The organism is Thalassolituus sp. UBA3500 (genome assembly GCF_002377545.1).
Classification (GTDB): domain Bacteria; phylum Pseudomonadota; class Gammaproteobacteria; order Pseudomonadales; family Oceanobacteraceae; genus Thalassolituus.
The window spans coordinates 14286-36904 of record NZ_DFQB01000025.1; the positions used below are offsets into that span (position 1 = coordinate 14286).

General features: G+C 50.6%; 28 protein-coding genes. 13 read left to right on the forward strand and 15 right to left on the reverse strand.

The window, feature by feature from the left end; genetic code table 11:
• Positions 1–3: 3 nt before the first annotated feature.
• From B2R29_RS06100 to B2R29_RS06115, 4 genes are all read left to right on the forward strand, one after another.
• Positions 4–2370 (forward strand): xylulose 5-phosphate 3-epimerase, encoded by a 2367-nt coding sequence (locus B2R29_RS06100; protein WP_301180243.1) that lies wholly within the window; start codon positions 4–6, stop codon positions 2368–2370.
• Positions 2370–3719 carry an APC family permease gene (locus tag B2R29_RS06105; RefSeq protein WP_301180244.1) on the forward strand — a complete coding sequence of 450 codons (1350 nt, stop codon included), beginning with the start codon at positions 2370–2372 and terminating at the stop codon, positions 3717–3719. The genes B2R29_RS06100 and B2R29_RS06105 overlap by 1 nt, the downstream gene beginning before the upstream one ends.
• 153 nt (positions 3720–3872) lie before the next feature.
• On the forward strand, positions 3873–4379 hold the full coding sequence (locus B2R29_RS06110; RefSeq protein ID WP_301180245.1) for a YHS domain-containing protein: 507 nt from the start codon (positions 3873–3875) through the stop codon (positions 4377–4379).
• 291 nt (positions 4380–4670) lie between these two features.
• Positions 4671–5891, forward strand: a complete 1221-nt coding sequence (locus B2R29_RS06115) for a hypothetical protein (RefSeq protein ID WP_301180246.1) — start codon at positions 4671–4673, stop codon at positions 5889–5891.
• Positions 5892–6212: 321 nt separating this feature from the next.
• Here B2R29_RS06115 and ppk2 read toward each other — a convergent pair whose 3' ends face one another.
• The 7 genes from ppk2 to B2R29_RS06150 form a co-directional block, all read right to left on the reverse strand.
• Positions 6213–6986 (reverse strand): polyphosphate kinase 2, encoded by a 774-nt coding sequence (ppk2, locus tag B2R29_RS06120; protein ID WP_301180247.1) that lies wholly within the window; start codon positions 6984–6986, stop codon positions 6213–6215.
• 66 nt (positions 6987–7052) lie between these two features.
• Positions 7053–7958, reverse strand: a complete 906-nt coding sequence (locus B2R29_RS06125; protein ID WP_301180248.1) for a DMT family transporter — start codon at positions 7956–7958, stop codon at positions 7053–7055.
• Positions 7959–8003: 45 nt separating this feature from the next.
• Complete coding sequence (locus B2R29_RS06130) at positions 8004–8366, reverse strand: hypothetical protein (protein WP_301180249.1); 363 nt, start codon at positions 8364–8366, stop codon at positions 8004–8006.
• 74 nt (positions 8367–8440) lie between these two features.
• The gene (locus tag B2R29_RS06135) at positions 8441–9022 is read right to left on the reverse strand and encodes a c-type cytochrome (RefSeq protein WP_301180250.1); all 582 of its coding nucleotides are present in this window, start codon (positions 9020–9022) and stop codon (positions 8441–8443) included.
• 23 nt (positions 9023–9045) lie between these two features.
• Positions 9046–9345 carry a hypothetical protein gene (locus B2R29_RS06140; RefSeq protein WP_301180251.1) on the reverse strand — a complete coding sequence of 100 codons (300 nt, stop codon included), beginning with the start codon at positions 9343–9345 and terminating at the stop codon, positions 9046–9048.
• A 52-nt stretch (positions 9346–9397) separates the two neighbouring features.
• Positions 9398–10255, reverse strand: a complete 858-nt coding sequence (locus tag B2R29_RS06145; RefSeq protein WP_301180252.1) for a copper resistance protein B — start codon at positions 10253–10255, stop codon at positions 9398–9400.
• 8 nt (positions 10256–10263) lie between these two features.
• Positions 10264–12144 carry a copper resistance system multicopper oxidase gene (locus tag B2R29_RS06150; protein WP_301180253.1) on the reverse strand — a complete coding sequence of 627 codons (1881 nt, stop codon included), beginning with the start codon at positions 12142–12144 and terminating at the stop codon, positions 10264–10266.
• 184 nt (positions 12145–12328) lie between these two features.
• Between B2R29_RS06150 and B2R29_RS06155 the strand changes: the two genes are divergently transcribed.
• The 6 genes from B2R29_RS06155 (at position 12329) to B2R29_RS06180 (ending at position 15879) form a co-directional block, all read left to right on the forward strand.
• Positions 12329–13021: a heavy metal response regulator transcription factor gene (locus tag B2R29_RS06155; protein WP_301180254.1), complete on the forward strand. Its 693-nt coding sequence runs from the start codon at positions 12329–12331 to the stop codon at positions 13019–13021.
• A complete protein-coding gene (locus B2R29_RS06160) occupies positions 13008–14447 on the forward strand; it encodes a heavy metal sensor histidine kinase (RefSeq protein ID WP_301180255.1) in 1440 nt (479 codons plus the stop codon). The genes B2R29_RS06155 and B2R29_RS06160 overlap by 14 nt, the downstream gene beginning before the upstream one ends.
• Positions 14444–14848, forward strand: a complete 405-nt coding sequence (merR, locus tag B2R29_RS06165) for an Hg(II)-responsive transcriptional regulator (protein WP_068435007.1) — start codon at positions 14444–14446, stop codon at positions 14846–14848. Before B2R29_RS06160 ends, merR begins: the two co-directional genes overlap by 4 nt.
• Positions 14849–14919: 71 nt before the next feature.
• A complete protein-coding gene (locus B2R29_RS06170) occupies positions 14920–15279 on the forward strand; it encodes a mercuric transporter MerT family protein (protein WP_068435077.1) in 360 nt (119 codons plus the stop codon).
• Positions 15280–15308: 29 nt separating this feature from the next.
• Entirely contained in the window at positions 15309–15596 is a 288-nt protein-coding gene (merP, locus tag B2R29_RS06175) for a mercury resistance system periplasmic binding protein MerP (RefSeq protein ID WP_068435009.1), read from the forward strand.
• Positions 15597–15663: 67 nt separating this feature from the next.
• Positions 15664–15879, forward strand: a complete 216-nt coding sequence (locus B2R29_RS06180; protein WP_286838972.1) for a GDCCVxC domain-containing (seleno)protein — start codon at positions 15664–15666, stop codon at positions 15877–15879.
• 66 nt (positions 15880–15945) lie between these two features.
• Here B2R29_RS06180 and B2R29_RS06185 read toward each other — a convergent pair whose 3' ends face one another.
• Genes B2R29_RS06185 through B2R29_RS06210 form a run of 6 tightly spaced genes read right to left on the reverse strand, consistent with a single transcriptional unit; the run spans position 15946 to position 18133 of the window.
• Complete coding sequence (locus B2R29_RS06185) at positions 15946–16347, reverse strand: heavy metal-responsive transcriptional regulator (RefSeq protein ID WP_286838971.1); 402 nt, start codon at positions 16345–16347, stop codon at positions 15946–15948.
• Positions 16348–16381: 34 nt separating this feature from the next.
• Positions 16382–16978, reverse strand: coding sequence for a cytochrome c biogenesis CcdA family protein (locus B2R29_RS06190; RefSeq protein ID WP_286838969.1), 597 nt, complete (start codon positions 16976–16978; stop codon positions 16382–16384).
• A gap of 9 nt (positions 16979–16987) precedes the next feature.
• On the reverse strand, positions 16988–17179 hold the full coding sequence (locus tag B2R29_RS06195) for a hypothetical protein (protein WP_301180256.1): 192 nt from the start codon (positions 17177–17179) through the stop codon (positions 16988–16990).
• A complete protein-coding gene (locus tag B2R29_RS06200) occupies positions 17176–17553 on the reverse strand; it encodes a hypothetical protein (protein WP_297533579.1) in 378 nt (125 codons plus the stop codon). The genes B2R29_RS06195 and B2R29_RS06200 overlap by 4 nt, the downstream gene beginning before the upstream one ends.
• A gap of 19 nt (positions 17554–17572) precedes the next feature.
• Positions 17573–17884, reverse strand: coding sequence for a heavy-metal-associated domain-containing protein (locus B2R29_RS06205; protein WP_068435017.1), 312 nt, complete (start codon positions 17882–17884; stop codon positions 17573–17575).
• 27 nt (positions 17885–17911) lie between these two features.
• Positions 17912–18133, reverse strand: a complete 222-nt coding sequence (locus B2R29_RS06210) for a hypothetical protein (RefSeq protein ID WP_297533578.1) — start codon at positions 18131–18133, stop codon at positions 17912–17914.
• 17 nt (positions 18134–18150) lie between these two features.
• Between B2R29_RS06210 and B2R29_RS06215 the strand changes: the two genes are divergently transcribed.
• The 3 genes from B2R29_RS06215 to B2R29_RS06225 all read left to right on the forward strand — a co-directional run bounded on the left by B2R29_RS06215 (position 18151) and on the right by B2R29_RS06225 (position 21338).
• On the forward strand, positions 18151–19992 hold the full coding sequence (locus B2R29_RS06215; RefSeq protein WP_301180257.1) for an efflux RND transporter permease subunit: 1842 nt from the start codon (positions 18151–18153) through the stop codon (positions 19990–19992).
• A 76-nt stretch (positions 19993–20068) separates the two neighbouring features.
• Complete coding sequence (locus tag B2R29_RS06220) at positions 20069–20383, forward strand: P-II family nitrogen regulator (protein WP_068435018.1); 315 nt, start codon at positions 20069–20071, stop codon at positions 20381–20383.
• A 73-nt stretch (positions 20384–20456) separates the two neighbouring features.
• Positions 20457–21338, forward strand: coding sequence for a cation diffusion facilitator family transporter (locus B2R29_RS06225; protein WP_068435019.1), 882 nt, complete (start codon positions 20457–20459; stop codon positions 21336–21338).
• Positions 21339–21376: 38 nt separating this feature from the next.
• Here the strand turns inward: B2R29_RS06225 and B2R29_RS06230 are convergent, their stop codons facing one another.
• Positions 21377–21799, reverse strand: coding sequence for a putative metalloprotease CJM1_0395 family protein (locus tag B2R29_RS06230; RefSeq protein ID WP_068435020.1), 423 nt, complete (start codon positions 21797–21799; stop codon positions 21377–21379).
• Between the two features lie 239 nt (positions 21800–22038).
• A complete protein-coding gene (locus B2R29_RS06235; protein ID WP_068435022.1) occupies positions 22039–22584 on the reverse strand; it encodes an aminotransferase class V-fold PLP-dependent enzyme in 546 nt (181 codons plus the stop codon).
• Between the last annotated feature and the right edge of the window lie 35 nt (positions 22585–22619).

Consider the following 22619-nt stretch of genomic DNA (forward strand, 5'->3'; position numbering starts at 1 on the left):
GCCATGTATGTGATAGACCAACAAAACGATCACCGTGTTGAGCAACGAGCCAGGATGTACCGCGAGACTTACCCAGCGTTTGCTCATTGGGCAAACGGTTACGGGGTGATACAGCACAGCGATGAAACACAGGTACGCATATTTGATCTGTGCCAGCAACTGGTGTGTGAGGGGCGCTTCAAACAGATTGATGAGGTTCTGGAGATTTTGTCGGCTACCGACCGGCTGACCAGTGCGGCCATGTGGTTGGTGGTGCATATGACTTATAGCACCAAAGTGGATTTTTCCGGTAGCGCACTCGACGCTGAAGATTTTAAAGCCAATCCACAGGGGCATACCGGTGGCTCCCTGAATATGGTGCCTGCCTATGTCGCTTACATGGTGGCTAACCACCTGGCGGGAATCACACGAAGCTGGTTGATGGGTCAGGGCCACTGTGTGGCGGCCATCGACGCGGTCAATGTGTTACTGCAAAACCTCTATCCGGAACAGGCGGAGCGCTACCCCCTAAGTGATGAAGGTCTATCGCAATTGGCGCAGGATTTTTACAGCTACGCGATTACGGATGATGGTCGCCCCGCAGTGCCAGTAGGCAGCCATGTCAATCCACACACGGCGGGCGGTTTGATTGAAGGCGGGTATTTGGGTTTTGCGGAGCTACAATACGTGCATATGCCACTGCCCGGCGAACGATTGGTGGCATTTTTGAGCGATGGCGCCTTTGAAGAGCAACGCGGCAGTGATTGGGCCAGCCGTTGGTGGCGCGCCGAGGATTGTGGCTTGGTAACGCCGGTGATGATTGCCAATGGTCGGCGTATCGATCAGCGTTCCAACATGTACCAGCAGGGAGGTCTGCCCTGGTTTTACGAACATCTGGAGCAGAATGAATTTCATCCGATCGCCATCGACGGGCGCGATCCAGCTGCGTTTATCTGGGGAATATTTGAATCTGAAGCACGCTTGCAAGCCTGCAGTGCACATATTCGTGCAGGAAAAATGTGTTATCCGGTGAAACTGCCGTACCTGATTGCCGAAACGGAAAAAGGCTACGGTTTTTACGGTGGTGGCACCAATGCAGCCCACGGCACGTCTTTGCCCGGCAACCCTCGTAGCGATGCCGCGGCTCGGCAGCTATTCAATGAACACGCTGCCAGGCTCTTTCTGCCGCGTACTGAGCTGACCAGTGCAATCGAAAAAATAACACAACATAAGGCAGATAACCGGGTACCGGAAAAATACCATGCGCTCGGTCAGCGTGATGTCGTTTTAAAACTACCTACTGCTTCACCACAGTGCGAAAAGGGGCAAGCATTGTCACCCATGGCAGCCGTAGATAAGCGCTTGTGTGAGTGGCATCTCGCCAATCCGGGCGTGCGCGTACGTATCGGCAACCCTGATGAGCTACGCAGTAACCGCATGGGCCAAACGCTGGACCTTCTCAAACACCGGGTGTTAAACCCGGAAGACGGTGTGGCCGAGTCGATACAAGGGGCTGTCATTACCGCTCTGAATGAGGAAGCCGTAGTGAGTGCGGCACTGGCGAATAAAGGTGGTATGAACCTGGTGGTCAGCTATGAAGCCTTTGCCATGAAAATGATTGGTGCCTTGCGGCAGGAAATCATTTTTGCGCGGCACCAAAAAGAACTGAATCGACATCCGCGCTGGTTATCGTTGCCGGTTATCGCTACTTCGCATTTGTGGGAGAACGGCAAAAATGAGCAATCCCATCAGGATTCCGCGTTTGGTGAAGTTCTACTGGGTGAAATGAGTGATATGGCACGCGTCGTATATCCCGCTGATGCCAGTACGGCGGTTGCTTGTCTCGATGCCTGTTACCAGAGCCAGGGCCAGGTTTGGGCCATGACCATACCTAAACAGGAAATTGTGGTTTCATTCAGTTACGAACAAGCTCAGCAGTTAGTTGAAAATGGAGCGTTGACATTGGAAGAAGATGATAAAGTTGATGTTCAATTAGTTGCGGTGGGTGCTTATCAACTCCAGGTTTGTCGTGAGGTTGGTCAGCGTCTCAGAGAAAAAGGCATTGGCTGCCGTATTACTTATTTGCTTGAGCCTGGCCGTTTTCGTATTCCGCGCGACAGGCACGAACAGCCATTTGTCTGTTCGTCATCGCAGCAGACCAAGTTGTTTGACGATGAGATTCGTTTGCGGATTTTTGTATCCCATATGCGACCTGAAATATTGCTGGGCACTTGTAGGCCGCTGGATTTGGGCAATGACCGTTGTTTGGCATTTGGTTATCGAAACCGCGGTGGAACATTAGATACGCTGGGCTTGCTGGAGGCAAATCAATGTAGCGCCCGGTTCATTGTAGCAGCGACTTTGAAAAAGATGAGTTTAGGAGAAGATTGATGGATAAAGATGGTCGCACGACTCACTATGATAAGGGTAGCCTAACGCTCTCCGGTACCGTGATGCTGGGGACCGGAGTCATGATAGGCGCGGGTATTTTTGCCCTGACCGGGCAAATGGCGGAAATGGTGGGCGTACTGTTCCCGCTGGCATTTCTGGCAGCAGCGGTGGTCGTTTCTTTCAGTGCCTACTCTTACGTCAAAATTTCCAATGCCTACCCTTCCGCCGGAGGGATAGGGATGTATTTACACAAGGCTTATGGCGACAGCTTACCGACGGCATTCAATGCACTGTTGATGTACTTCTCCATGGTGATTGCACAGAGCTTCCTGGCGCGGACTTTTGGCTCCTATACCATGCAATTATTCGGTGGTGATGAATCCGGGCGAACGGTGGCGATGCTGGGTGTGGGGCTGATTATTTTTGCGTTTATCGTCAATTTGTTGAGTAACCGCTTTATTCAAAAGGTAGCTGGGTTTATCGGGGTGTTAAAGATTGGCGGCATTTTGGTGTTCGGCATTATCGGTGTGTGGGTGGCCGATAGCCTGGCGCTAGATTTCGGTCACACGGATAACGTTGAAACCTCCGGAAATTTTCTTGGTGCTACCGCTCTCGGGATTCTGGCTTTTAAAGGTTTTACCACCATTACCAACAGTGGATCCGAGGTAATCGATCCTAAGCGAAATGTTGGAAGAGCTATCGTTATCTCTATTGTTGCGTGTGTAGTCATCTACACCCTGGTTGGCTTTTCAGTGGCCAGTAACCTATCCCTGAGTGAAATCATAGATACTCGCGATTATTCCCTGGCAGCGGCTGCGCGACCAGCGCTTGGAGAATACGGAGTATGGTTTACAGTCGCAATTGCCATGACGGCAACTGCGGGCGGCATTCTTGCCAGTATTTTTGCGGTGTCCCGGATGCTGGCCATGTTGACCGAAATGAAACTGGTTCCTCATCGCCATTTCGGTATGCCGGGAAGCATCCAAAAACATACACTTGTCTATACCGTGGTACTCGGTATTTTTCTTACGGCCTTTTTTGACCTGTCGCGGATAGCCGCCCTGGGTATTGTCTTTTATCTGGTCATGGACATCGCCATTCATTGGGGCGTGATTCGTTATTTGGCGGATGAAATAAAAGCCAAGCGCTGGGTGCCCATTGTGGCCATTGTTTTCGATTTGCTGGCACTGATCGGTTTTGTTTGGGTGAAACTGAACGCTGACCCGTGGGTTATCGGCGTTGCTCTTATCGCGATGTTACTGATCGCAGCGGGCGAGAGGTGGTTCTTGCATTCGAATAGACGGCAACGACTACTACACGAAGACGGTAAGCACCAGCGTCAGCATTGATGTCTGCTGTTCAAATTTAAACATCAGGTGGTTAAGTGGCGGAAAAGCGCATGAATGAACCTAATGAAACTAAGCATCGGCTTCTTATTTACGCACTCCCCTATTTATTAGTAAACATCAGCAGATGGTGGAGTATTAGAGAAGGTGAGGCCAATGAGCAAACGTGAATTCACAATACATTGTCCCGTATGTCAAATGACAAAAATAGATCGATCTTTGTCGCTCAAATATCAGGGCGTCGATCACTACTTTTGTTCATCTCAGTGTCTAGAGCGATTTAAAGAGCACCCTCACCTGTTTGTGGGCGACCCCAAACATGGCTTGTCGCCAAAGCAAAAGGGACAGGCGGCACTGAAAACACGTCGCATTGGTTTCGCTGAGGCTGTTGGCGACGAACTTAAAGCCACACTGGATCAATCCCTGTTGTCTCTTATGGGGGTAGAAGCACTCAGATTTGAGGGGCACTGCCTTTACGTGAGTTACGATCTTTTTCAAGTTTCCTTGGAGGAAATCGAAGCAACTATCGAGCAAACTGCGGCAAAGCTACATTCCGGTATGTTGGAGCGGGTAAAACGCGGATTTATTCATTACAGCGAGGAGTGTGAACTTGATAATCTCGCGCATCCCGGCGGGGACGGTAGCTGCCACGGAGGAAGTTGAAAGTAAAACAAAATATGAATTCAGTCCGTTTTACTTCGCTGTCTCGCTATGGGTGTGATGCCGTCACTAATGGTTGGCGATGAAATCTGTTAGCCCTTGGTATAGAGAATCTTAGGGGTTGATCTTCAATATACCTATATCGCGTGCACCCCTGTTTAAAGAGAATTTGGCTTCTTCTCTTTAACGTGAAAATACGGGGTAAAAATTTATATTTCGACACCGATTGCTGAAATGATGGTGATATTACAGATGCTGTCAACAAATCAAGTCAACCGTCCATAATGGAGGTCAATGTCTAATTTTGTTTTACCTGGTGTGGCACTAGTCGCGGTGGTAGTTTTATTTCTGCCGACAGTACGCAATGCTGCGCGCTGGAGAGCCACGGTGACACCACTGGCGTCGATTATCGGCAGCGGATTTCTGATTTCCGGGCCGTTGCTGACTCATGTCGTGGCGGCGTGGGCTCCGGTTGCGATGCTGGGTATTCTCCTGGTGGCATTTGCGATCGGTGCTGTGATCCGTTTCAACATTATCCATGCCGAGCCACTTCTTGCCGATGCCGGGCATTTCCGCATCGTTATGCCGTTACAACGCCTGTCGGACCTCGCCCTGGGATTGGCTTATATTGTCTCGGTCGCTTTCTACGTACGTTTGCTGGCGTCCTTTGTACTGCGTTTTGGCGGTCACCGTGATGCGGTGATCGAAAATGTGCTGACCACGGTAGTGTTGTTATTTATTGCCATCGTGGGTTGGTTTCGCGGCCTCGGTGGGCTGGAGAAAATGGAAGAAGCCGCGGTGGCAATCAAGCTGGCCATCATCGCTGCATTGTTGATTGGTCTGGTTGGGTTCGATTGGCATTGGATCGTCAGTGATCAAACCCTTATTAATCCGAATGAAAACCTTACCGGAATTGAAAGTATCAGGCTGTTGGCGGGACTGCTGCTGATTGTGCAGGGATTCGAAACCTCGCGTTACCTGGGCAACGCCTATGATCCTGCAATGCGGGTGCGATCAATGAGATTGGCGCAACTCATCGCCGGCGGTATTTATCTGCTGTTTGTGATTACGGGGCTGCCTCTGTTGATGGAGTTTCATGGTATTGCCGATGAAACGGCGATTATTACCCTGGCGGGTCGTGTTGCCGAAATATTGCCCGCGCTATTGATACTGGCGGCGGTGATGAGTCAATTCAGTGCTGCCGTTGCCGACACAGTGGGGGCAGGGGGATTGTTCAGTGAGCTGAGCGGTAGCCGACTTTCATCTCGACTGGGCTATATCGGTCTTGTGGCGGTAGCGATCTTGTTGGTTTGGACCGGTAATGTGTTTGATATTGTGACATTGGCATCGCGTGTGTTTGCGGCGTACTACCTGTTGCAGTGCCTGGTGGCAATAGCGGCTACTTTTAGGGCTGTCCGGTTAACCGGAGTACAGTGCGTGATTCTATTAACGTCATTTTCGGCGATGGCGATGATGTTGGCTCTGATAGTGGTGTTCGCTATCCCGGTAGGTTGATTTCGCAGATCTAAAGTGGCATGAAAGAGACATTTAATGGTGACGCTAACCTGAGTGTTCTCCACGACAGGTGGACACAGAGTTGCCTTGTGGGCATCGCGGGAGCGTTATCAGTGAGAGCAATGCTGGCAGTGATGATTCTGGTGCGCTGTATAACAAACTGGAAGGAAAAATACTGCCGTTTTTACGATAACCACAAAGGATGGATCAAGGTGATGAAAGCAAGTATTGGGTAAAATGCTTCATTTTTTAATAGTCACCGTATGATGCGGAGGTACGCAAGTGATGCTTACATACGTTAGGGAAAATTAGTTCGAACAATTAACGTAACATCTTCTTATCGGTTAAAAGTTTTTCGTTAAACGGATATACGGTGCCTGAATCCGGCTTCATCAAGTGCTGATCTTTATCAGGACAATCTACAATCGATAACAAATGTCGGATGACATTAAGACGAGCGCACTTTTTATTATTGGCTTTGACGATATACCAGGGGGCATGATCGCTATGGCTATGCTGTAGCATTTTGTCACGGGCAAGGGAGTAATCGTCCCAGTGCTCGATAGCTGTAGTATCAATTGGGCTGATCTTCCACTGTTTTAATGGATTAATTCGTCGATCATCTAATCTACTTTGCTGTTCATCCCGCGATATATCGAGATAGTATTTGATAATTTGGATACCTGTATCGCAAAGCATCTTTTCAAACGGTACGACCGCTTTCATAAATTGCTTATATTCTTTTTCCGAGCAAAAGCCCATGACTTTTTCCACACCCGCGCGGTTATACCAGCTGCGATTCATCAGGACCATTTCCTGCCGACTTGGCAGGTGGGCTGAGTAACGTTGGAAGTACCAGCTATTGGTATCGCGCTCAGAGGGTTTTCCCAGGGCGACGACTCGCGTTTCCCTCGGGCTTAGATGCTCAGTGATTCGCTTGATGACACCATCTTTACCGGCGGCATCCCGGCCCTCAAATATGACCAGCAGTTGCAGGTCGTTTTTGATAATGTGCCGCTGAAGTTTAACGAGTTGTATTTGGAGCTCTCTGAGTTCTGTTTTATAGGATGGCTTTTTCTTCGCTGAACTTGTCATCACATCACCTTGTTAGTAAATCGATTCAGCCTGTCATACAGGTAGATTATCCGATTTCATATTTCCTCATACCACTGCTCTGGTTGACGAATTCACCAGAGGTATGGCGGCTATAACCAGGAAAATACCCAGCCACTGTATTGAAGATAGCGACTCAGCAAAATATGTGTAACCTAAATACAGCCCGAATACAGGCGTTAGAAAACTGTAGACATTGATTTTGTATAATGGCGCAGTATCCATCAGCCAGAACCACAGAATAAATGGCAGAGCAGTGCCGGGCAATGCCAGTGCCAGTAAGATCCACACGTAATCCCAGTTCCAACTCAGGGGCGGCAAGGAAGTGTTAAAAAAGGCCAATAGCGACAGGGGGATAGCCCCCAGTAAGAGCTGGAATCCCATGGCATATAGCACATCGACACGATTAGCAGACTTCTTCAACAAGATATTGCTGATCGCTAAACCCGCAGCGGCAATAACAACATAGGCAATACCGCTCAATGACTGAACATCTGTGGCGAAAAGACTTTCCGCACTGATGACCACAATTCCTGAAAAACCGAGTAGAGTACCCAGCAGTGCCCGCTTCCCTATGCGTTCGTTCAGAATATGCCAGCCCAGAAGGCCGGCAATTAGAGGTTGTGTGTTGGTGAGTACGGTTGCCAGTCCGGGTGTGATTAGGCTGCCCGCATAGAACATGCCCCAGAACCCAATACTCGTTGCGGTTAGACCAATGCCAAGGATATAGAGGCAGACTTTAGTGGACTTTGGGAAAGGTCTACCTAGCATCCAAGCGATGACAATTAAAAAGAAACCCGCAATCGCTGCTCTAAGAAATGCCGTCAACATAATCGGGGCATAGGGTAAACTAAGGGAGATGAGCGGGAAGCATATTGCCCATAACACCATGGTGAACACAGCGCCACCAGTAATAAATACCTTAGCCGGCATAGGGCGAATCGCTATATCCACTGTCTAGCTGCTGGGTCTTTCTGGATTCTCTTCCATTACCATATCTCATTTATCAAACAATGAATCCGTTTGTTTAAGTGTTATTTTTAATTGCGCTAGCATTTCATCTACCGTGCCCATGTAATCGTACTTGTATTTACTCATTTTTTCCTTGACGTGTGGATAGTCGCTGGCCATCAGATTTCTCATAGCAAGTAGTTTTCTTTGCATTCTGTCGACTTGATCCTGAAGGTTCTGCATACGCTCCGGAGAGCTGCCAAGGGTTTGGAAGCTTGCTTGCCGTTCCGCTACTGTGCGGTCATATTTTTCAATGTCTTTTATGGGGTCATGTGCAGAGTGTGGATAAGCCAATTCAACAAATAACAGCGGGTAGAAAAATACGAATATGGAGAGAGATCTTTTCAACATGTGATTTTTCATATTTATGGATTTAGAGTCGTGATTGCCTAAGCGGATTTAATTATTTTTCGATGGCGATAAATTCAGTGGTCGTGCGAATCGCTTGTATTGCCTCTTGCTGTCAGTATCTGATATTGATCCGGCGTAAGTGATGGAAGCCTTTGTAGAAATGCCACCATATTCCAAATCCGGTCGTCACTGTGAGTTGGTCCCCAAGCGGGCATGCCCGATGCCTTAATGCCGTGCTTGATAATCCAGAATTGGCGTTGAATAGCTATTTCTTCACTACCTGTGTCGCTGCCATGCTCATGCCCATGGGCATCTGCCGTGGCGGTCAAGTTAGGTGGGGAAGGATACAGGCCGATGGTAAAGTCACTCTCATTTTTACCCGGCTTGAGGTGGCAGCCTGCACACATATCGTTGTAGTCAGCACCTCCAGCCAACAATCGATCGGACGTATTCAAATTACTAGGAATTTGAATATCGCTGGCAGCTCGGGCAATGGATCGTTCGCGCAGGGTTTCCAGCAGCCAGTAACTGAGTTTGTTATGGGGCACGTCGGCACCGATGGGATATAGGCCCGAGTAGATAAATAAGCCAGCGCCCACCAGGCCAATGACCGTAGCGATAAGCAGGCTCCTAATAAATGCGGTGAGCGTTGGCATAGGACATTCCTTAGGTTTATGCGTTAGTGCTGATGTTCAGAGTGTTGTTCATCTGAAGCTTTCTTCTGGCCATCTTCACTAGCATCTTCGTGGCTCATTGAATAGTCACCATCGCTGTGATGCATATCCTTCATGCACTGCTTCATCATGGCTTGCATGACAGGATCGTTCATATCCATCTTGCTGTGATCCATATCCTTCATTGCGGCGCAATTCGGGTTTTCTGCGTCTTTCATGTGCTCCTTAGGATCATGGGCTTGAGCTGAAAAAGTCACGCCAAGGGCAGCGAGAACGAGAACGGGGGATAGAAGTTTACGTTTCATTGAGTGTTTCCTCGGAGGAGTAAAAGTCATGTTGACCAGACAATGTTAATTATTAAAACCAGAACCTGAGGCCCGCGACGATCTGGGTGTCAGAGCGATCATCGCCTGCGGCGCGCCGGTAATCCGCTGTATCGCCATAAGTGCTCGTCCATTCCACTCCAATGTAGGGGGCAAATTGACGGCTGAACTCATAACGCAGACGCACACCCAACGCGAGATCCGACAGGCCGGAGCCTAAACCATTTTCCGGGTCGCCCTTGCCGTACAGATTCAGCTCAGCGCGGGGTTGTAAAATCAGGCGTTGTGTCAGCAATAATTCATATTCAGCTTCAGCGGCTAGTGCGGTCCGACCGTTGTCGCCCACATAGGCGGTAACATCCAGTTCAAACCAATAGGGGGCAAGCCCTTGTAGACCCAGCGCCAACCATTGGCGATCTTTGCCTTCGTTATATTGGTCAAATCGCAGGCCAAGTTGGGTATCAAAATAGGCGTTCAGCGCATGACCCCAGAGCAGATCGGTGGAGCTTTCTTCCAAGGTTCCACTTGCAATATCACCTTCCGCCTTGATGACGAGTCGATCGAAGGTGGTGCCGTACCATGCCTGGAGGTCGTAAACTATGGTTTCACTACCGGTTTTACTGTCTTCCTGGTATTCGAAACGGTCACCTAGTACCGCCCAAAAGCTATGTTCATCGGCCAGCTTCAGTTGTGGCGACCCTGATTGAACGTAGGGGCTAGCGGTCAAACTAAAACCATCCGAGTAGGCGTGAGGGTCGCGGGCGTCAGCGGGTGCGCTACCACCTTGCGCTTTCTTCTCGCCTTGATCCATCTGTGCAAGGACAAAATTCGCGTGCAAACTGGTGGCAAATAGCACCAACACTGCCAACCAGTTCATAGTCTTCATTTTCATTCCCATTCTCATGACACTACCACCTCACGGAACATGCCCGCATCCATATGAAACAGCAGGTGGCAATGCCAGGCCCAGCGGCCCAGGTCATGCGGTGTAGTTAAGTAACTGATTCGTTGGGCGGGCTGTACCGGTATAGTATGACGACGCACCCGCAGTTCCCCCTGATCAGTTTCCAGTTCGCTCCACATGCCGTGCAAATGCATGGGATGGGTCATCATTGTGTCGTTTTGCAGGATGATTCTGACCCGTTCATTATGGCGCAATGATACCGGCGTACTTTTGCCAAATTCGAGCCCGTCAAACGACCAGCTGTAACGTTCCATATTACCGGTTAGGTGGAGTTCGAGTTCCCTCACGGGTTCGCGCTGGTCATCCAAAATGCCGTCAATGGATTTTAAATCTGCCAGAGTTAGTACGCGATGGCCCTGTGGTCGTAGTCCTTTTTCGCTTAGATCTCGAAGGCCTATGCCAGGATCATCCAAAGTAGTACGGGGTGTATTGACGCGCTGATCGACAGATGGGCCATACTCCGTGCGTGCGTGGCGCACGGTAGACGAGGGCTTGGCGAGAGGACTGCGTGTGGCCTGGTTCATACCCGGCATACTTTGGCCGCTGTGCTGGCTGTGATCCATTGCCATGCCACCGTGCATGTTGGAGTGATCCATGCCCCCCATATCCATATTACCCATGCTCATCGCACTGTGATCCATACCTTTTTGGTTCATTTCCTGGTGACTCATGGCGCCCATCATGTCGGTCATGGTCAGCCATTCCACCGGATCAAGTGTTGGTATGGAAGCCGACAAGCCTTGGCGAGTGGCCAGTGTGCCTAAAGCATAACCGCTACGCTCCATACTTTGTGCAAAGAGGGTATAAGCATCGTCTTTAGGTTCTACTAGCACATCGTAAGTTTCACCTGGACCAAAACGGAATTCATCGATGCTTACTGGCTCAACATCTTGGCCGTCCGATTGGATGACGGTCATTTTTAAGCCGGGAATGCGCACGTCAAAGAAGCTGTTACTGGCAGCATTGATAAAACGCAGTCTTACTCGGTCTCCTTTGTTAAACAGTCCCGTCCAATTGCTAGCAGGAGCAGTGCCATTCATTAAATACGTGAACGTAGCCGCCGACAGATCGGCTAAATCCGTTGGATTCATACGCATCTGATTCCACATCTGACGCTTATCCAATGCGGCTTGAAGACCCATGTTCGATACATCACGGGTAAAATCAAAAAACGTAGGCTGGCTGAAGTTGTAGATATCGCTCTGCATTTTCAGCTTGCTGAAGGCATGCATGGGGTCTTCGTCAGTCCAGTCAGAGAGCTGCACCACGTGATCCTGATCGGTGTGATGTCTTTCACCTGCGCGGGGCTCGATGATCAAAGCGCCGTACATCCCCGTCATTTCCTGAAAACCGGAATGGCTGTGGTACCAGTAGGTGCCGCTCTGGCGCAGTGTAAAGCGATAGATAAAGGTTTCGCCGGGTGCAATACCTTTGAAGCTTATGCCGGGCACACCATCCATCTGATAAGGCAACAGAATGCCGTGCCAGTGTATCGAGGTGGCCACGGGCAGGCGATTAGTCACGCGGATTGTGACCTCATCACCTTCGCGCAAGCGCAGGGTTGGGGCCGGGATTGATCCATTGATGGTCGTGGCCATCCGAGTGACACCGGTAAAATTGACCGGCGTCTCTGCGATGACCAGATCAATTTCACGCCCGCTGAGCACGGGTGCTGAGCCAAGTGAAGTCGTGCTGCTTACGGCAGCCTGCAACCAGGACGGTGTGGCGGCCAGTACACCACCAGCGGCCAGGCCCTGCACAAATCGGCGGCGACTCAGCTGCCAGGACGGCTTGGGTTGGGGAAACCATGAGGTCATTGGTCAATCTCTTGTTAGGGAAATATTGGTTATTCCATATCTTGGTCCCGCATACTAGCCAGGCATGCCTGACACCCGCATGACTCCAGAATGACAAAGTTGTAATCTGGGTGTCATCTTCCTGCGGGTTAGCCAGGTTTATGCTGTTTCCAAACCCATTCTGAAACGACGGAGTAGGACAACGATGCGGCTATTGGTGGTCGAAGACGAAATCAAGACTGGCGATTATCTACAGCAGGGGCTGACGGAGGCCGGGTTTATGGTCACTTTGGCGCGAAATGGTTTAGATGGTCATCACCTGGCCATGACGGAAACCTTCGATCTGTTGGTGCTGGATGTCATGCTGCCGGATGTCGATGGCTGGCGCATTATTCAGTCGTTGCGCGAGGCTGGACGTCAGACCCCGGTACTTTTCCTAACCGCACGCGATAGCATTGATGACCGGGTTAAGGGCCTTGAGTTGGGTGCGGATGATTATCTGGTTAAACCTTTCGCATTCGCCGAGTTGTTGGCCCGTGTAAGAACGTTATTGCGCCGCAGTTCTGTGCCCGTAATGACTGACCAGATTCGCGTAGCCGATCTCACTCTGGATTTACCTCGGCACCGTGCCACGCGTGCGGGTCGTAAAATCAACTTAAGCCATAAAGAGTTTTGCTTGCTGGAGTTGCTGGTTCGCCGCCAGGGTGAAGTGCTACCGCGTTCGCTGATTGCCTCGCAAGTGTGGGACATGAACTTTGATTCCGATACTAATGTGATCGATGTGGCCATCCGTCGCCTGCGCTCCAAGATAGATGACGATTTTGAGCCTAAATTGATTCACACGGTAAGGGGGATGGGCTACAAGCTGGAAGTGGATGACGAGCATGATGTGGAGTAGTCGTCTTGGCAAGCATCCACTATCGCTAACCGCCCGGGTGATGGCCTTTGTTGCCCTTGCCATTGGGCTAAGTCTTCTGGTGATTGGTTATCTGGTGGACAACGCGGTCAAGCGCCATTTCGCCGAACAGGACGCTGACGAGTTGGAGGTCATGACAAGGGCTGTGGATCGAGCCTTACGCAAAACGGGTGACGGCTCTTCACACTTGGGTGAGGCGTTGTCGCACGCGATATCGGGTCATCACGGTGTCTATTTTCAGGTCTGGGATAAGGAAAAGCGCCTGATTTACGGCCCCTCAGCGAACGATTTTGCAAAACCTATTAATACCTTTGCCCCGGTGTCCAGTATTCAGGTTGGCAACGTATATCACTGGCAGGGAGATGGGAAAACCTACCGGGGAACCATCACGCAAACCCAGGTGGGTGGCCAAGAATACTACATCGTTACCGCCATTGACATGGATGCTCATATCCAATTTCTGGAGAATTTTCGTCGTAGCTTATGGCTTATCATGTTACTCGCAGGCATGGTGACGCTATTGGCGGCCTGGTATGGTGTGCATCAGGGGCATGCGCCACTGCGCGGGTTGAGCGAAGCCATGCGTGAAATACAGGCTGATCGCCTGCATGTGCGACTTGATTCCGAGGCGGTGCCCGGGGAACTTCAAAATCTCGTTTCTTCATTCAATTTTATGCTTGGCCGATTGGAAGACAGTTTTGCCCGCTTGTCCCATTTCTCCGCCGACATCGCCCACGAATTGCGCACGCCTCTTACCAATATCATCACCCAGACTCAGGTCGTTCTGGGAAAGTCACGAAGCCTGGTTGAATACCGCGAACTGCACTATTCAAACCTGGAAGAATTGGAACGCTTGGCAAAAATGGTCAACGACATGCTCTGGCTGGCTCAAAGCGAGCATGGACTGCTTAAGCCGGTATGGGAGTCACTGGGTATGGCTCAGGAAGTCCGTAAGCTATTTGATTTTTTTGAGGCGCTGGCAGAGGAAAAGCACATACAGTTAATGCTGGAAGGACAGGCGCCGAAAATTAAGGGTGATCGTGCCATGCTGCGGCGCGCCATGTCCAATCTGTTATCCAATGCGATACGCCACTCACCCGAGGGAGAAAGCGTGAAGGTTCGTCTGGATGTGTCGGACGAAGGGCAGGTTTTACTCAGCGTACAGAATACGGGGCCGGAAATTCCCGCAGAACATTTGCCCAGAATTTTCGACCGTTTCTACCGGGTTGATCCTTCACGTCAGCGCCAGAGTGAAGGGGCTGGATTGGGCTTGGCGATTGTTAAGTCCATCGTGGAAGCACACTACGGCAGTATCGACGTGTCTTCAGATTACGGTATGACCTCCTTTTCGATCTGCTTTCCACAAGCGGCTATTAATTGGGACTGCGAAGAAGGGGCTTTGCCATGAGTCTATTTTCCATCGGAAAATTAGCGCAAGCTGCACAAGTCAGCGTCGAAACCATCCGCTACTACGAACGCCGTGGCCTCATCACTCAGCCTCCAAAACCGGCTCAAGGATACCGCACTTATACCAAGGCCACCCTGGCACGGATTTTATTCATCAAACGTGCCCAGGAACTGGGCTTTACTCTGGAGGAGATCGAAAACCTCTTGGTACTGGGCGAATCCCATTGCTCGGAAGTCCAGGAGTTGGCGGAAAGTAAACTGGTCAGCGTGCGGTCAAAAATCAACGATTTGTGCCGCCTGGAGCGTGTTTTAGAGGGTTTAGTCACCCAGTGCCGCTCCAATCCCGACAACACAGCCTGTCCGATTGTGGAGTCGTTACAACCTGACAAAGACCTCTCCTGAGTCGGACTTGACTCCGTACCGAAGTACGGCGTTTACACTGGCTTCATTGAATGCATTCCATGGAGTCCGCCATGCCCGCAAACGACGAGTTCGCCAAAAATAATCTACCCCTGATCGGCGGGGTGCTGGCTGCTGTTGGCGCCAGCCTTTGCTGCATCGGCCCGTTCGTTTTACTCACACTGGGGATCAGCGGGGCCTGGATCGGGAACCTGACTCTGCTGGAGCCCTATCGTCCCGTCTTTATCGCCATCGTGATGATGCTATTGGGTTGGGCGGGCTGGCAGATCCACCGGCCAGTTGAGGGCTGCGAGCCGGGCACCGCCTGCGCCGTACCGCAAACGCGAAAACGCCGACGGGTTATTTTCTGGATCATGGCCATCATCGCGTTGGTTCTTGTCACCAGCAGCTACTGGATTCCCCTGATGGTTTAAAAATGCGTTGCCCAAGACTGGAGTGAATCATGCACAAAATCACAATAGCCCTTGTATTCACCATCACCAGCCTGTCTGCCTGGGCTAAACCTCAGATTGTAACTCTGAACCTGCCAACCATGAACTGCGCCATGTGTCCGATCACGGTCAAGAAGGCCCTTAGCAAAGTAAAAGGCGTCACCAAGGCCGAGGTCAGTTTTGAACACAAGCAGGCGGTGGTCACTTTTGAGGATACTCAGACCAGCGCAGGGAAACTCATTGAAGCGACCACCAATGCCGGTTATCCCTCAACCCTTGTGGAAACAGAAACGCCATGACAAAACGACAGGAAAGGCGTTTTGCACAGCTCAGCTGCCCGAAGGGTGGCGTACAGGGAAGTACGTCATGACCTCAAATGTGATTTTAGATTCAGAATTGACCTGTCCGAAATGTGGCCATAAGAAGCTCGAAACCATGCCGACGGATGCCTGCCAGTGGTTCTATGAGTGCGAAGGTTGTCACGCTGTACTTAAACCCAAACCCGGTGATTGTTGTGTGTATTGTTCTTACGGTTCGGTACCATGCCCGCCTGTTCAACAAGAGGGGCGTTGCTGTTCTTAGAGAACTCATATTGACATTGTACGGTTCAGGCCGGATTGTTCGCGGTAAAGTGCTTGAGTTTTTCTTTCATTGCTCACTCGTTTCGCCGTCGAAAGACTCCAGGATTGGACAACCCTTGTCACTGGAACCACACAGATTGGTGAGCAGTCGCAGTTCGTCCCGCAAAGTGGTCAATTCCTCCAGATGATGTTGAATGTCTTCCAGCTTGTGATGCGCCAGTTCCCGGACTTTGGGCTTGGCTTTTTGCGGGTTTTCCCGAAACTGAAGTAGCTGTTTGATTTCATTCAGGCTAAATCCCATCTTTTGCGCCCGCTTGATAAAGCGCAGTCGTGAGAGATCTTTATCGAAATACAGTCGGACTCCAGCATCATTGCGATGTACTTCGGGCACCAGTTTGATTTTTTCGTAATAACGCAGGGTATCAGCACTGATTTCCAATGTTGCGACCACTTCACCAATTCGCATCATGATTTAAAACCAGAAACAGCCATGAGCCACTTTTTCATAGTAAATAACTTTCATTGAGCAGGTAAGCCCCAATGGCCATTAGCGTGATGCCTCCTGCAATCTCAAAACCACGACGCCAACACTCGATGGTTTTCAGGTTTTCCAACCAGCCGATGCTGATAGCACCCACGGCAAGCGGGATCACCCGACCGAGAGCGAACGCCAACATCAACAAACCACCATAAAAACCCGATCCGATCGAGGCACTAACACCGAGTCCGATCCATAACCCCGGCGAACAGACCGGACAGATCCCGACCGTAAACGGCATACCCAATAAGAAGGCTCCCCAGAGCGTCGCCGCGCGTTTTCCCCGCAATGGCAACCAGGGTAACGGAATTTTCAACCAGCCCGTCCAGAGCAAACCCAGCGCTGCACCGATACCTAACACCACATGGGTGAGTATGAGCCCGGCGGCAAAGGCCAGGCCATAACTGACCGCCTCACGGAAAGCGCGTGCGCGAGTGACGTAGGCCAGTACAACAGGAATGGAGGCGAAAGCCACCGGCATAAAGCTGAACAGAAAACCAGCCAATAAAGCCGCACCCAGACCGGCAACTCCGCCCATTTGCATCCAGGCTGTGGTATCCATCAGTGCGCTTTACCTTGAGGTGCTGAAGGCTCCTCCAATCGCTTCAGAATCTCCTGACTTGATCTCTTGATAGCGCACCCGGTCGTCGTTCAATTCAGCGATCACCGCTTTTGCCAGCGCTTTTATTTTCTGACAACGACCGCATCCGGAAGCCGTCAATACTTCCACTAAGACTGACTGGCTTTCAGTTTCTGCGCTCATGACAGGCTTTGCAACCACAAAGTGAGCGGCAGCAAGGCGTAAGCCGCAAAAAGGGAAAGCAGAAGTATCACTGTACTCGCCCACAATACTGCCTTTTGCCATCGCAAGCGGTTTTTGTCCGCTAGAGCGCAGACTTTGATCCGATGCAATCGCCAGTAGCTATAAACTAATGCGGCAGCGGTTAAGGAAAATGTGACGACTTTGTACTGCGACAATGTCGTTAACCAAGGCATCACGGCCACCATCGAAGCCACAGCGCTTCCGAGCCCAAGCGCGACCAATACAATTGGTAGCGCGCAACAGGTGGTACCGATAAGCGCGAGCCCCAGGCCGCTGAAAAGAGAGGTATCGGTTTTCGCCTGTTCAGTGTTCATCGAAATCTAATCATTGCGATCATTCTTTTTGAGGCTTTACGGGTTGCACCTGGAATTGGCGCAAGGTAAACCCGGCGTCATTGATCAAGGTTTTAAGCGATGCTTGATTCATGGGTTCCAGCGTGTCCGCCTCAAAGATCACCAATCCATCATTCAATTTGATAATCACACTGGATTTATCTACGCCATCAAGCGCTTTGATTTTCTTTTCGATCCCGTAGGCACAATAAGGACAGGCCATGCCATCAACATGCAGCTCATAGCGCCTGTCAGCCGCCTGCGCCATAAATGAAAGCATCATTAATGCTGCAATAAGTAAACACTGTCTCATGGTTAAACTCCTAAAACGGTTGTCTCTTTACAGGTGCCATTCCAGCTCAATTTTGGCACGGTAGTCGTCTTGCTCCTGATCGGCGGACAAATCATCGATGACGGGCAGTTGTAAGCCTGCCTTGAACGCAAAATTCTGATGTGTCCACATCAAACCGGGCGACAGAAACCATTGGTTCCCGCCCAGGTGCCTTTCCACACTTCCCGCGCCATTGTCGAAAACTGCATTTTGCGGCTGGCGGGGCGCCACACCATCTTGGGCGCACCTTGAAATTGGACGAGCGCTTTCAAACGGTGTTTGCTGCCACTCGTGAGGTCTTCACCCCGAGTTTAATCAGCGTGCTCGTGGTAATTCTGGTGAATCTGCCCATTCTGGCGCTGACCGGCGTGGAAGGAAAAATGTTTACCCCCATGGCGATGGCGGTAATCATGGCACTGTTGTCCGCATTGGTGTTGTCGCTGACCTTCGTTCCTGCGGCACTTGTCATGCGCGGACACATTGAGGAGAAGGAAAATTTTATAGTTCGTTCTTCCAAGTGGCTTTACGCACCAGTATTGGCGTGGGTCCTGAAGTTTCGCGTTTGGGTGCTGTCAATGACCCTGATATTCGTGATTATCGTAGGAACACTCGCAACTAAAATGGGGACTGAATTTATCCCGAACCTGGATGAGGGTGATATCGCCGTCCAGGCGTTGCGAATACCCGGCACCAGCCTCAGCCAATCCCTGGATATGCAATTTCGCCTGGAAAAAGCCGTGCTGGAAATGCCTGAAGTCAAAACCTACTTCTCGCGTGTCGGAACCGCTGAAGTCGCCAGCGATCCCATGGGGCCCAATATCTCTGATGGCTATGTCATGCTGAAAGACAAAAGTGAATGGCCTGATCCCGATAAAACCAAAGCCCACCTGCTGGAAGAAATGGGTGAAAAACTTTCGTTGTTGCCCGGCAATGCCTATGAGATCAGCCAACCGATCCAGCTTCGATTTAATGAATTGATTTCAGGTGTCAGATCGGATTTAGGGATCAAGGTATTCGGCGATGATTTGCAGCAACTGTTGAAGTCGGGAAGCGAAATCGCCGCTGTACTGAACGGTATAGAGGGCACTGAAGGCGTAAAGGTGGAACAGGTGTCGGGCTTACCCATTTTGTCAGTCGAAGCGGATCGCTCCGCCCTGTATCGCTATGGCTTGAACGTTGCCGATGTGCAGGACGTCGTCGCTGCCGCCACAGGCGGTGAAGAGGCTGGGCTGATCTTTGAAGGTGACCAACGTTTCTCGATCGTCGTGCGCTTGGCAGAACGATTAAGGGCCGACGTGAGCGCCCTGGAGCGTTTGCCCGTACCCTTACCGGGCGGTGGCTATGTGCCGTTGCGTGAGGTCGCCAGACTGACGCTGGCACCCGGTCCCAATCAAATTTCCCGAGAAAACGGTAAACGCCGATTGGTGGTCAGCGCCAATGTTCGCGGTCGTGATTTGGGAGGGTTTGTGGCTGAAGTACAGGGCAAAGTAGCACAGCAGGTCAAGTTACCGCCCGGCTATTGGCTAGCATACGGCGGTACCTTTGAACAACTGCAATCGGCGTCACAACGGTTAAGTTTGCTGGTGCCTGTGACACTGGTGATGATCTTTGCCCTGTTGATGATGACTTTTGGCTCAGCTAAAGATGCCGCACTGGTATTCAGTGGCGTGCCGCTGGCGCTGACCGGCGGCGTCATCGCCTTGTGGCTGCGTGACATACCGCTGTCAATTACTGCCGGTGTCGGTTTTATCACCCTGTGCGGGGTATCGGTGCTGACGGGGGTTATGATGGTATCCGCATTTCGGGACGCGCTTAATCGTGGCGAAGTCATCGAGTCTGCGATTCAGAGTGGAGCTATGCTGAGGCTGCGGCCGATATTGATGGTCGCTTTGGTGGCCGCGCTCGGCTTTTTGCCCATGGCGCTCAACACCAGTACTGGGGCCGAAGTACAAAGGCCCTTAGCCACAGTAGTTATTGGCGGAATCCTTTCTTCTACTTTACTCACATTGTTGGTGTTGCCTGGTTTGTATCGTCTTGCATGGCGAAAACCGAAAGCATTGAATGGAAATGGCGAATCCATTGCACAATAACTGACTAAAGCTCGCGGCATGTGATTCATGCCGCGTGTCGTCTAACGTAACAGCAACACTTTATAGGAATATTCACATGAAACTAATCACGGCCTTCATTCATCATGTACGAACTGCCGACGTAATCGATGCACTACACGATGCAGGCTACAAGAACATGGCAATGCTTGATATCAAAGGCACCTTGAAGCCGTTAGGGGAACAGGAGCTGGCCTATTCGTCCGAAGCTGGCGTGGTGATTTCAGAAGTTCAATTATCACTAGCCTGCGAAGACGAACAGGTTGATGCGGTGACAACTATCATCCGTAAAACTGGAAAAATTGGTGCTAACATTTCCGGATGGGTGTATGTCAGCCCCATTGAGCAGGCGCTACCTATAGACGGTCGTTAACACTCCCGGTGTTGTGCGCGCTGGCTGCGTCCTCACCAGCGCCACAACACCGGAAACGCCTAGCGGAGGGGCTATGCATAATCACGGTCACACCAGCAGTTCACAACGTATTGGCTGGGCGTTTTTTCTCAACCTGGGTTTTACGCTTATTGAAATTGTCGGCGGCCTATTGACCAACAGCACCGCCATTATGGCGGATGCCGTTCACGACCTGGGCGACTGTATTTCCATCGGCCTCGCTTGGTTACTCAGCAAGGTCAGTGAGAAAGACTCTAATACTGATTTTACTTACGGATATCGCCGCCTGTCGTTATTAGGTGCCTTGATCAATGGCTTGGTACTCATTGCAGGGTCAGCTTGGGTCTTGTCAGAGGCTATCCCAAAACTGTTGCAACCTGAAATGCCTGTCGTCGAAGGGATGTTGGGATTGGCCATTTTTGGTGTCATGGTCAATGGATTCGCTGCGTACAAGCTTAGTCATGGGAAAACACTTAACGAAAAAGTCTTGAACTGGCATTTATTGGAAGATGTACTGGGTTGGGTGGCTGTCCTGATTGTATCCATTGTGCTGCTTTTTGTAGATTGGCCTATTTTAGATCCAGCACTGTCTATCGTTTTTACCCTCTATATCTTGTTCGGTGTAGAAAAAAACCTTTGGAGTACCACTCGATTGTTTCTTCAGGCAGCACCCGACAAAGCACTGTCAGAGTCACTTCACCAATGTCTGTCCACGCTTGATGACGTCCGTAGTGTTCACCACCTACACCTGTGGTCACTCGATGGTGAGCATCATGTGCTTACTGCACATTTGGTATTGCGATGCGCATTAACCTTGGAGCAGCAACTTCATTTGAAAAGGACAATTGCTGATCGTCTCAGAGAGTTCGATCTCGCGCATACGACCATTGAATTCGAATTTGGAGAGGAGGCGTGTCGAGATGCGGGCGTTATCTGAAACCCACGCCGTTGGATTTCATTTGTAAATTCAGGTCATCACACAAGTACATCGACATGGTTACCCAATGTTTCAATCGAAGCGGTATTAATCTCACTTTTTTCTTGTGCAGCCATCATAATTGCTTGTTGAGAGGCTTTACGATCCTGTGGTGTGGGATCAGTGGGTGCCATGGACGCCATTCGTATTAGTTGGGCTTTTTCCAGCGTTGCTTGGGGATCATTGGGTTCAGATGAAGTATCAAACACGACATCATCTGAGACGACATAAAGTTCGCCATCGAGAGAACTATACTGGTAATTGGGTGGTGAACTGTGCTGTGTCGTAACCGTAACGGCGAGATGAGATTCGACATGCCGCTGAATTTGAGTCTGAGAAAGCTCTAATTGTTTGCGCTCATTCGAGTTGTCGCCAGACTTGGTCTCTGTGTCGCGCGCTGAATTGGTAGATGAATTGCTCAAAGGCGCTGATCCAGGGGCAATTCAAGCAACTACAGGACTCGCTGTGATCTCGTAAGAGCCAAATTTGTCGGTTCTTCCACAGGCCTCCTAGAAGTCGGCGGTATTCCTGATTACGCATATCATGCGTAATTGCGCGTAACTTTAAATAATTCTAATAAGATCAATCGGTTATTGACCTCTAAATTACGTGGATAAGGGCTATTGGACGGAAACCTGCGGTTACGATGTGGTCGCGGGACTCAAAACCGTAGGTTTTCGTTCAAATGCCCCCGCTGGTCCATTTTCGCGAGATTTACCCGGGTTCCTGTGGCGTACTGTACGGCTGAGATCGACACCAGACGTGGTGTTTCGGATATGGCCTGAAACAGTTCTGCTTCGGGGTTCTCACCTGCGAGGGAAACCTTGCGGACAATCACCCCCTGATTCTTGAGGGACTCCCAGACAATGGAGTTCGATGGAAACTCTTCATCGGAAATAACAACCGTATCACCTGGACGCCAGTCGATGCCGTAAGCGACAAATGAAAGGGCCTCGGAAGTATTCTTCACCAGGGCGACAGAGTCGACAGGCGCATTAATAAGCCTGGCCAGGTTCAAACGAAGTTGTTTCTCTATCTCCAGCCAGTGTGGATAGTCGGCGGCTCCCTTGGCTACGTTTTCTTCAGCAAACCGGGCAACGGCTTTACTGGCTGATATTGGCCACGGAGCGACAGCAGCATGATTCAGGTACATGCATTGTTCATTGACCGGAAACTCCTGTTCCAGTGCTGAATTCAACTGATCCATTTTAGTGGGTCCTTATCTGCTGTTAAGATGATGGC

Excerpts from the sequence above, each read along its gene's own strand:
- B2R29_RS06100 (WP_301180243.1), top strand. The coding sequence starts at position 4 with ATGTATGTGATAGACCAACAAAACGATCACCGTGTTGAGCAACGAGCC.
- B2R29_RS06105 (WP_301180244.1), top strand. The coding sequence starts at position 2,370 with ATGGATAAAGATGGTCGCACGACTCACTATGATAAGGGTAGCCTAACG.
- B2R29_RS06110 (WP_301180245.1), top strand. The coding sequence starts at position 3,873 with ATGAGCAAACGTGAATTCACAATACATTGTCCCGTATGTCAAATGACA.
- B2R29_RS06115 (WP_301180246.1), top strand. The coding sequence starts at position 4,671 with ATGTCTAATTTTGTTTTACCTGGTGTGGCACTAGTCGCGGTGGTAGTT.
- ppk2 (WP_301180247.1), bottom strand. The coding sequence starts at position 6,986 with ATGACAAGTTCAGCGAAGAAAAAGCCATCCTATAAAACAGAACTCAGA.
- B2R29_RS06130 (WP_301180249.1), bottom strand. The coding sequence starts at position 8,366 with ATGTTGAAAAGATCTCTCTCCATATTCGTATTTTTCTACCCGCTGTTA.
- B2R29_RS06135 (WP_301180250.1), bottom strand. The coding sequence starts at position 9,022 with ATGCCAACGCTCACCGCATTTATTAGGAGCCTGCTTATCGCTACGGTC.
- B2R29_RS06140 (WP_301180251.1), bottom strand. The coding sequence starts at position 9,345 with ATGAAACGTAAACTTCTATCCCCCGTTCTCGTTCTCGCTGCCCTTGGC.
- B2R29_RS06145 (WP_301180252.1), bottom strand. The coding sequence starts at position 10,255 with ATGAAAATGAAGACTATGAACTGGTTGGCAGTGTTGGTGCTATTTGCC.
- B2R29_RS06150 (WP_301180253.1), bottom strand. The coding sequence starts at position 12,144 with ATGACCTCATGGTTTCCCCAACCCAAGCCGTCCTGGCAGCTGAGTCGC.
- B2R29_RS06155 (WP_301180254.1), top strand. The coding sequence starts at position 12,329 with ATGCGGCTATTGGTGGTCGAAGACGAAATCAAGACTGGCGATTATCTA.
- B2R29_RS06160 (WP_301180255.1), top strand. The coding sequence starts at position 13,008 with ATGATGTGGAGTAGTCGTCTTGGCAAGCATCCACTATCGCTAACCGCC.
- merR (WP_068435007.1), top strand. The coding sequence starts at position 14,444 with ATGAGTCTATTTTCCATCGGAAAATTAGCGCAAGCTGCACAAGTCAGC.
- B2R29_RS06170 (WP_068435077.1), top strand. The coding sequence starts at position 14,920 with ATGCCCGCAAACGACGAGTTCGCCAAAAATAATCTACCCCTGATCGGC.
- merP (WP_068435009.1), top strand. The coding sequence starts at position 15,309 with ATGCACAAAATCACAATAGCCCTTGTATTCACCATCACCAGCCTGTCT.
- B2R29_RS06180 (WP_286838972.1), top strand. The coding sequence starts at position 15,664 with ATGACCTCAAATGTGATTTTAGATTCAGAATTGACCTGTCCGAAATGT.
- B2R29_RS06185 (WP_286838971.1), bottom strand. The coding sequence starts at position 16,347 with ATGATGCGAATTGGTGAAGTGGTCGCAACATTGGAAATCAGTGCTGAT.
- B2R29_RS06190 (WP_286838969.1), bottom strand. The coding sequence starts at position 16,978 with ATGGATACCACAGCCTGGATGCAAATGGGCGGAGTTGCCGGTCTGGGT.
- B2R29_RS06195 (WP_301180256.1), bottom strand. The coding sequence starts at position 17,179 with ATGAGCGCAGAAACTGAAAGCCAGTCAGTCTTAGTGGAAGTATTGACG.
- B2R29_RS06200 (WP_297533579.1), bottom strand. The coding sequence starts at position 17,553 with ATGAACACTGAACAGGCGAAAACCGATACCTCTCTTTTCAGCGGCCTG.
- B2R29_RS06205 (WP_068435017.1), bottom strand. The coding sequence starts at position 17,884 with ATGAGACAGTGTTTACTTATTGCAGCATTAATGATGCTTTCATTTATG.
- B2R29_RS06220 (WP_068435018.1), top strand. The coding sequence starts at position 20,069 with ATGAAACTAATCACGGCCTTCATTCATCATGTACGAACTGCCGACGTA.
- B2R29_RS06225 (WP_068435019.1), top strand. The coding sequence starts at position 20,457 with ATGCATAATCACGGTCACACCAGCAGTTCACAACGTATTGGCTGGGCG.
- B2R29_RS06235 (WP_068435022.1), bottom strand. The coding sequence starts at position 22,584 with ATGGATCAGTTGAATTCAGCACTGGAACAGGAGTTTCCGGTCAATGAA.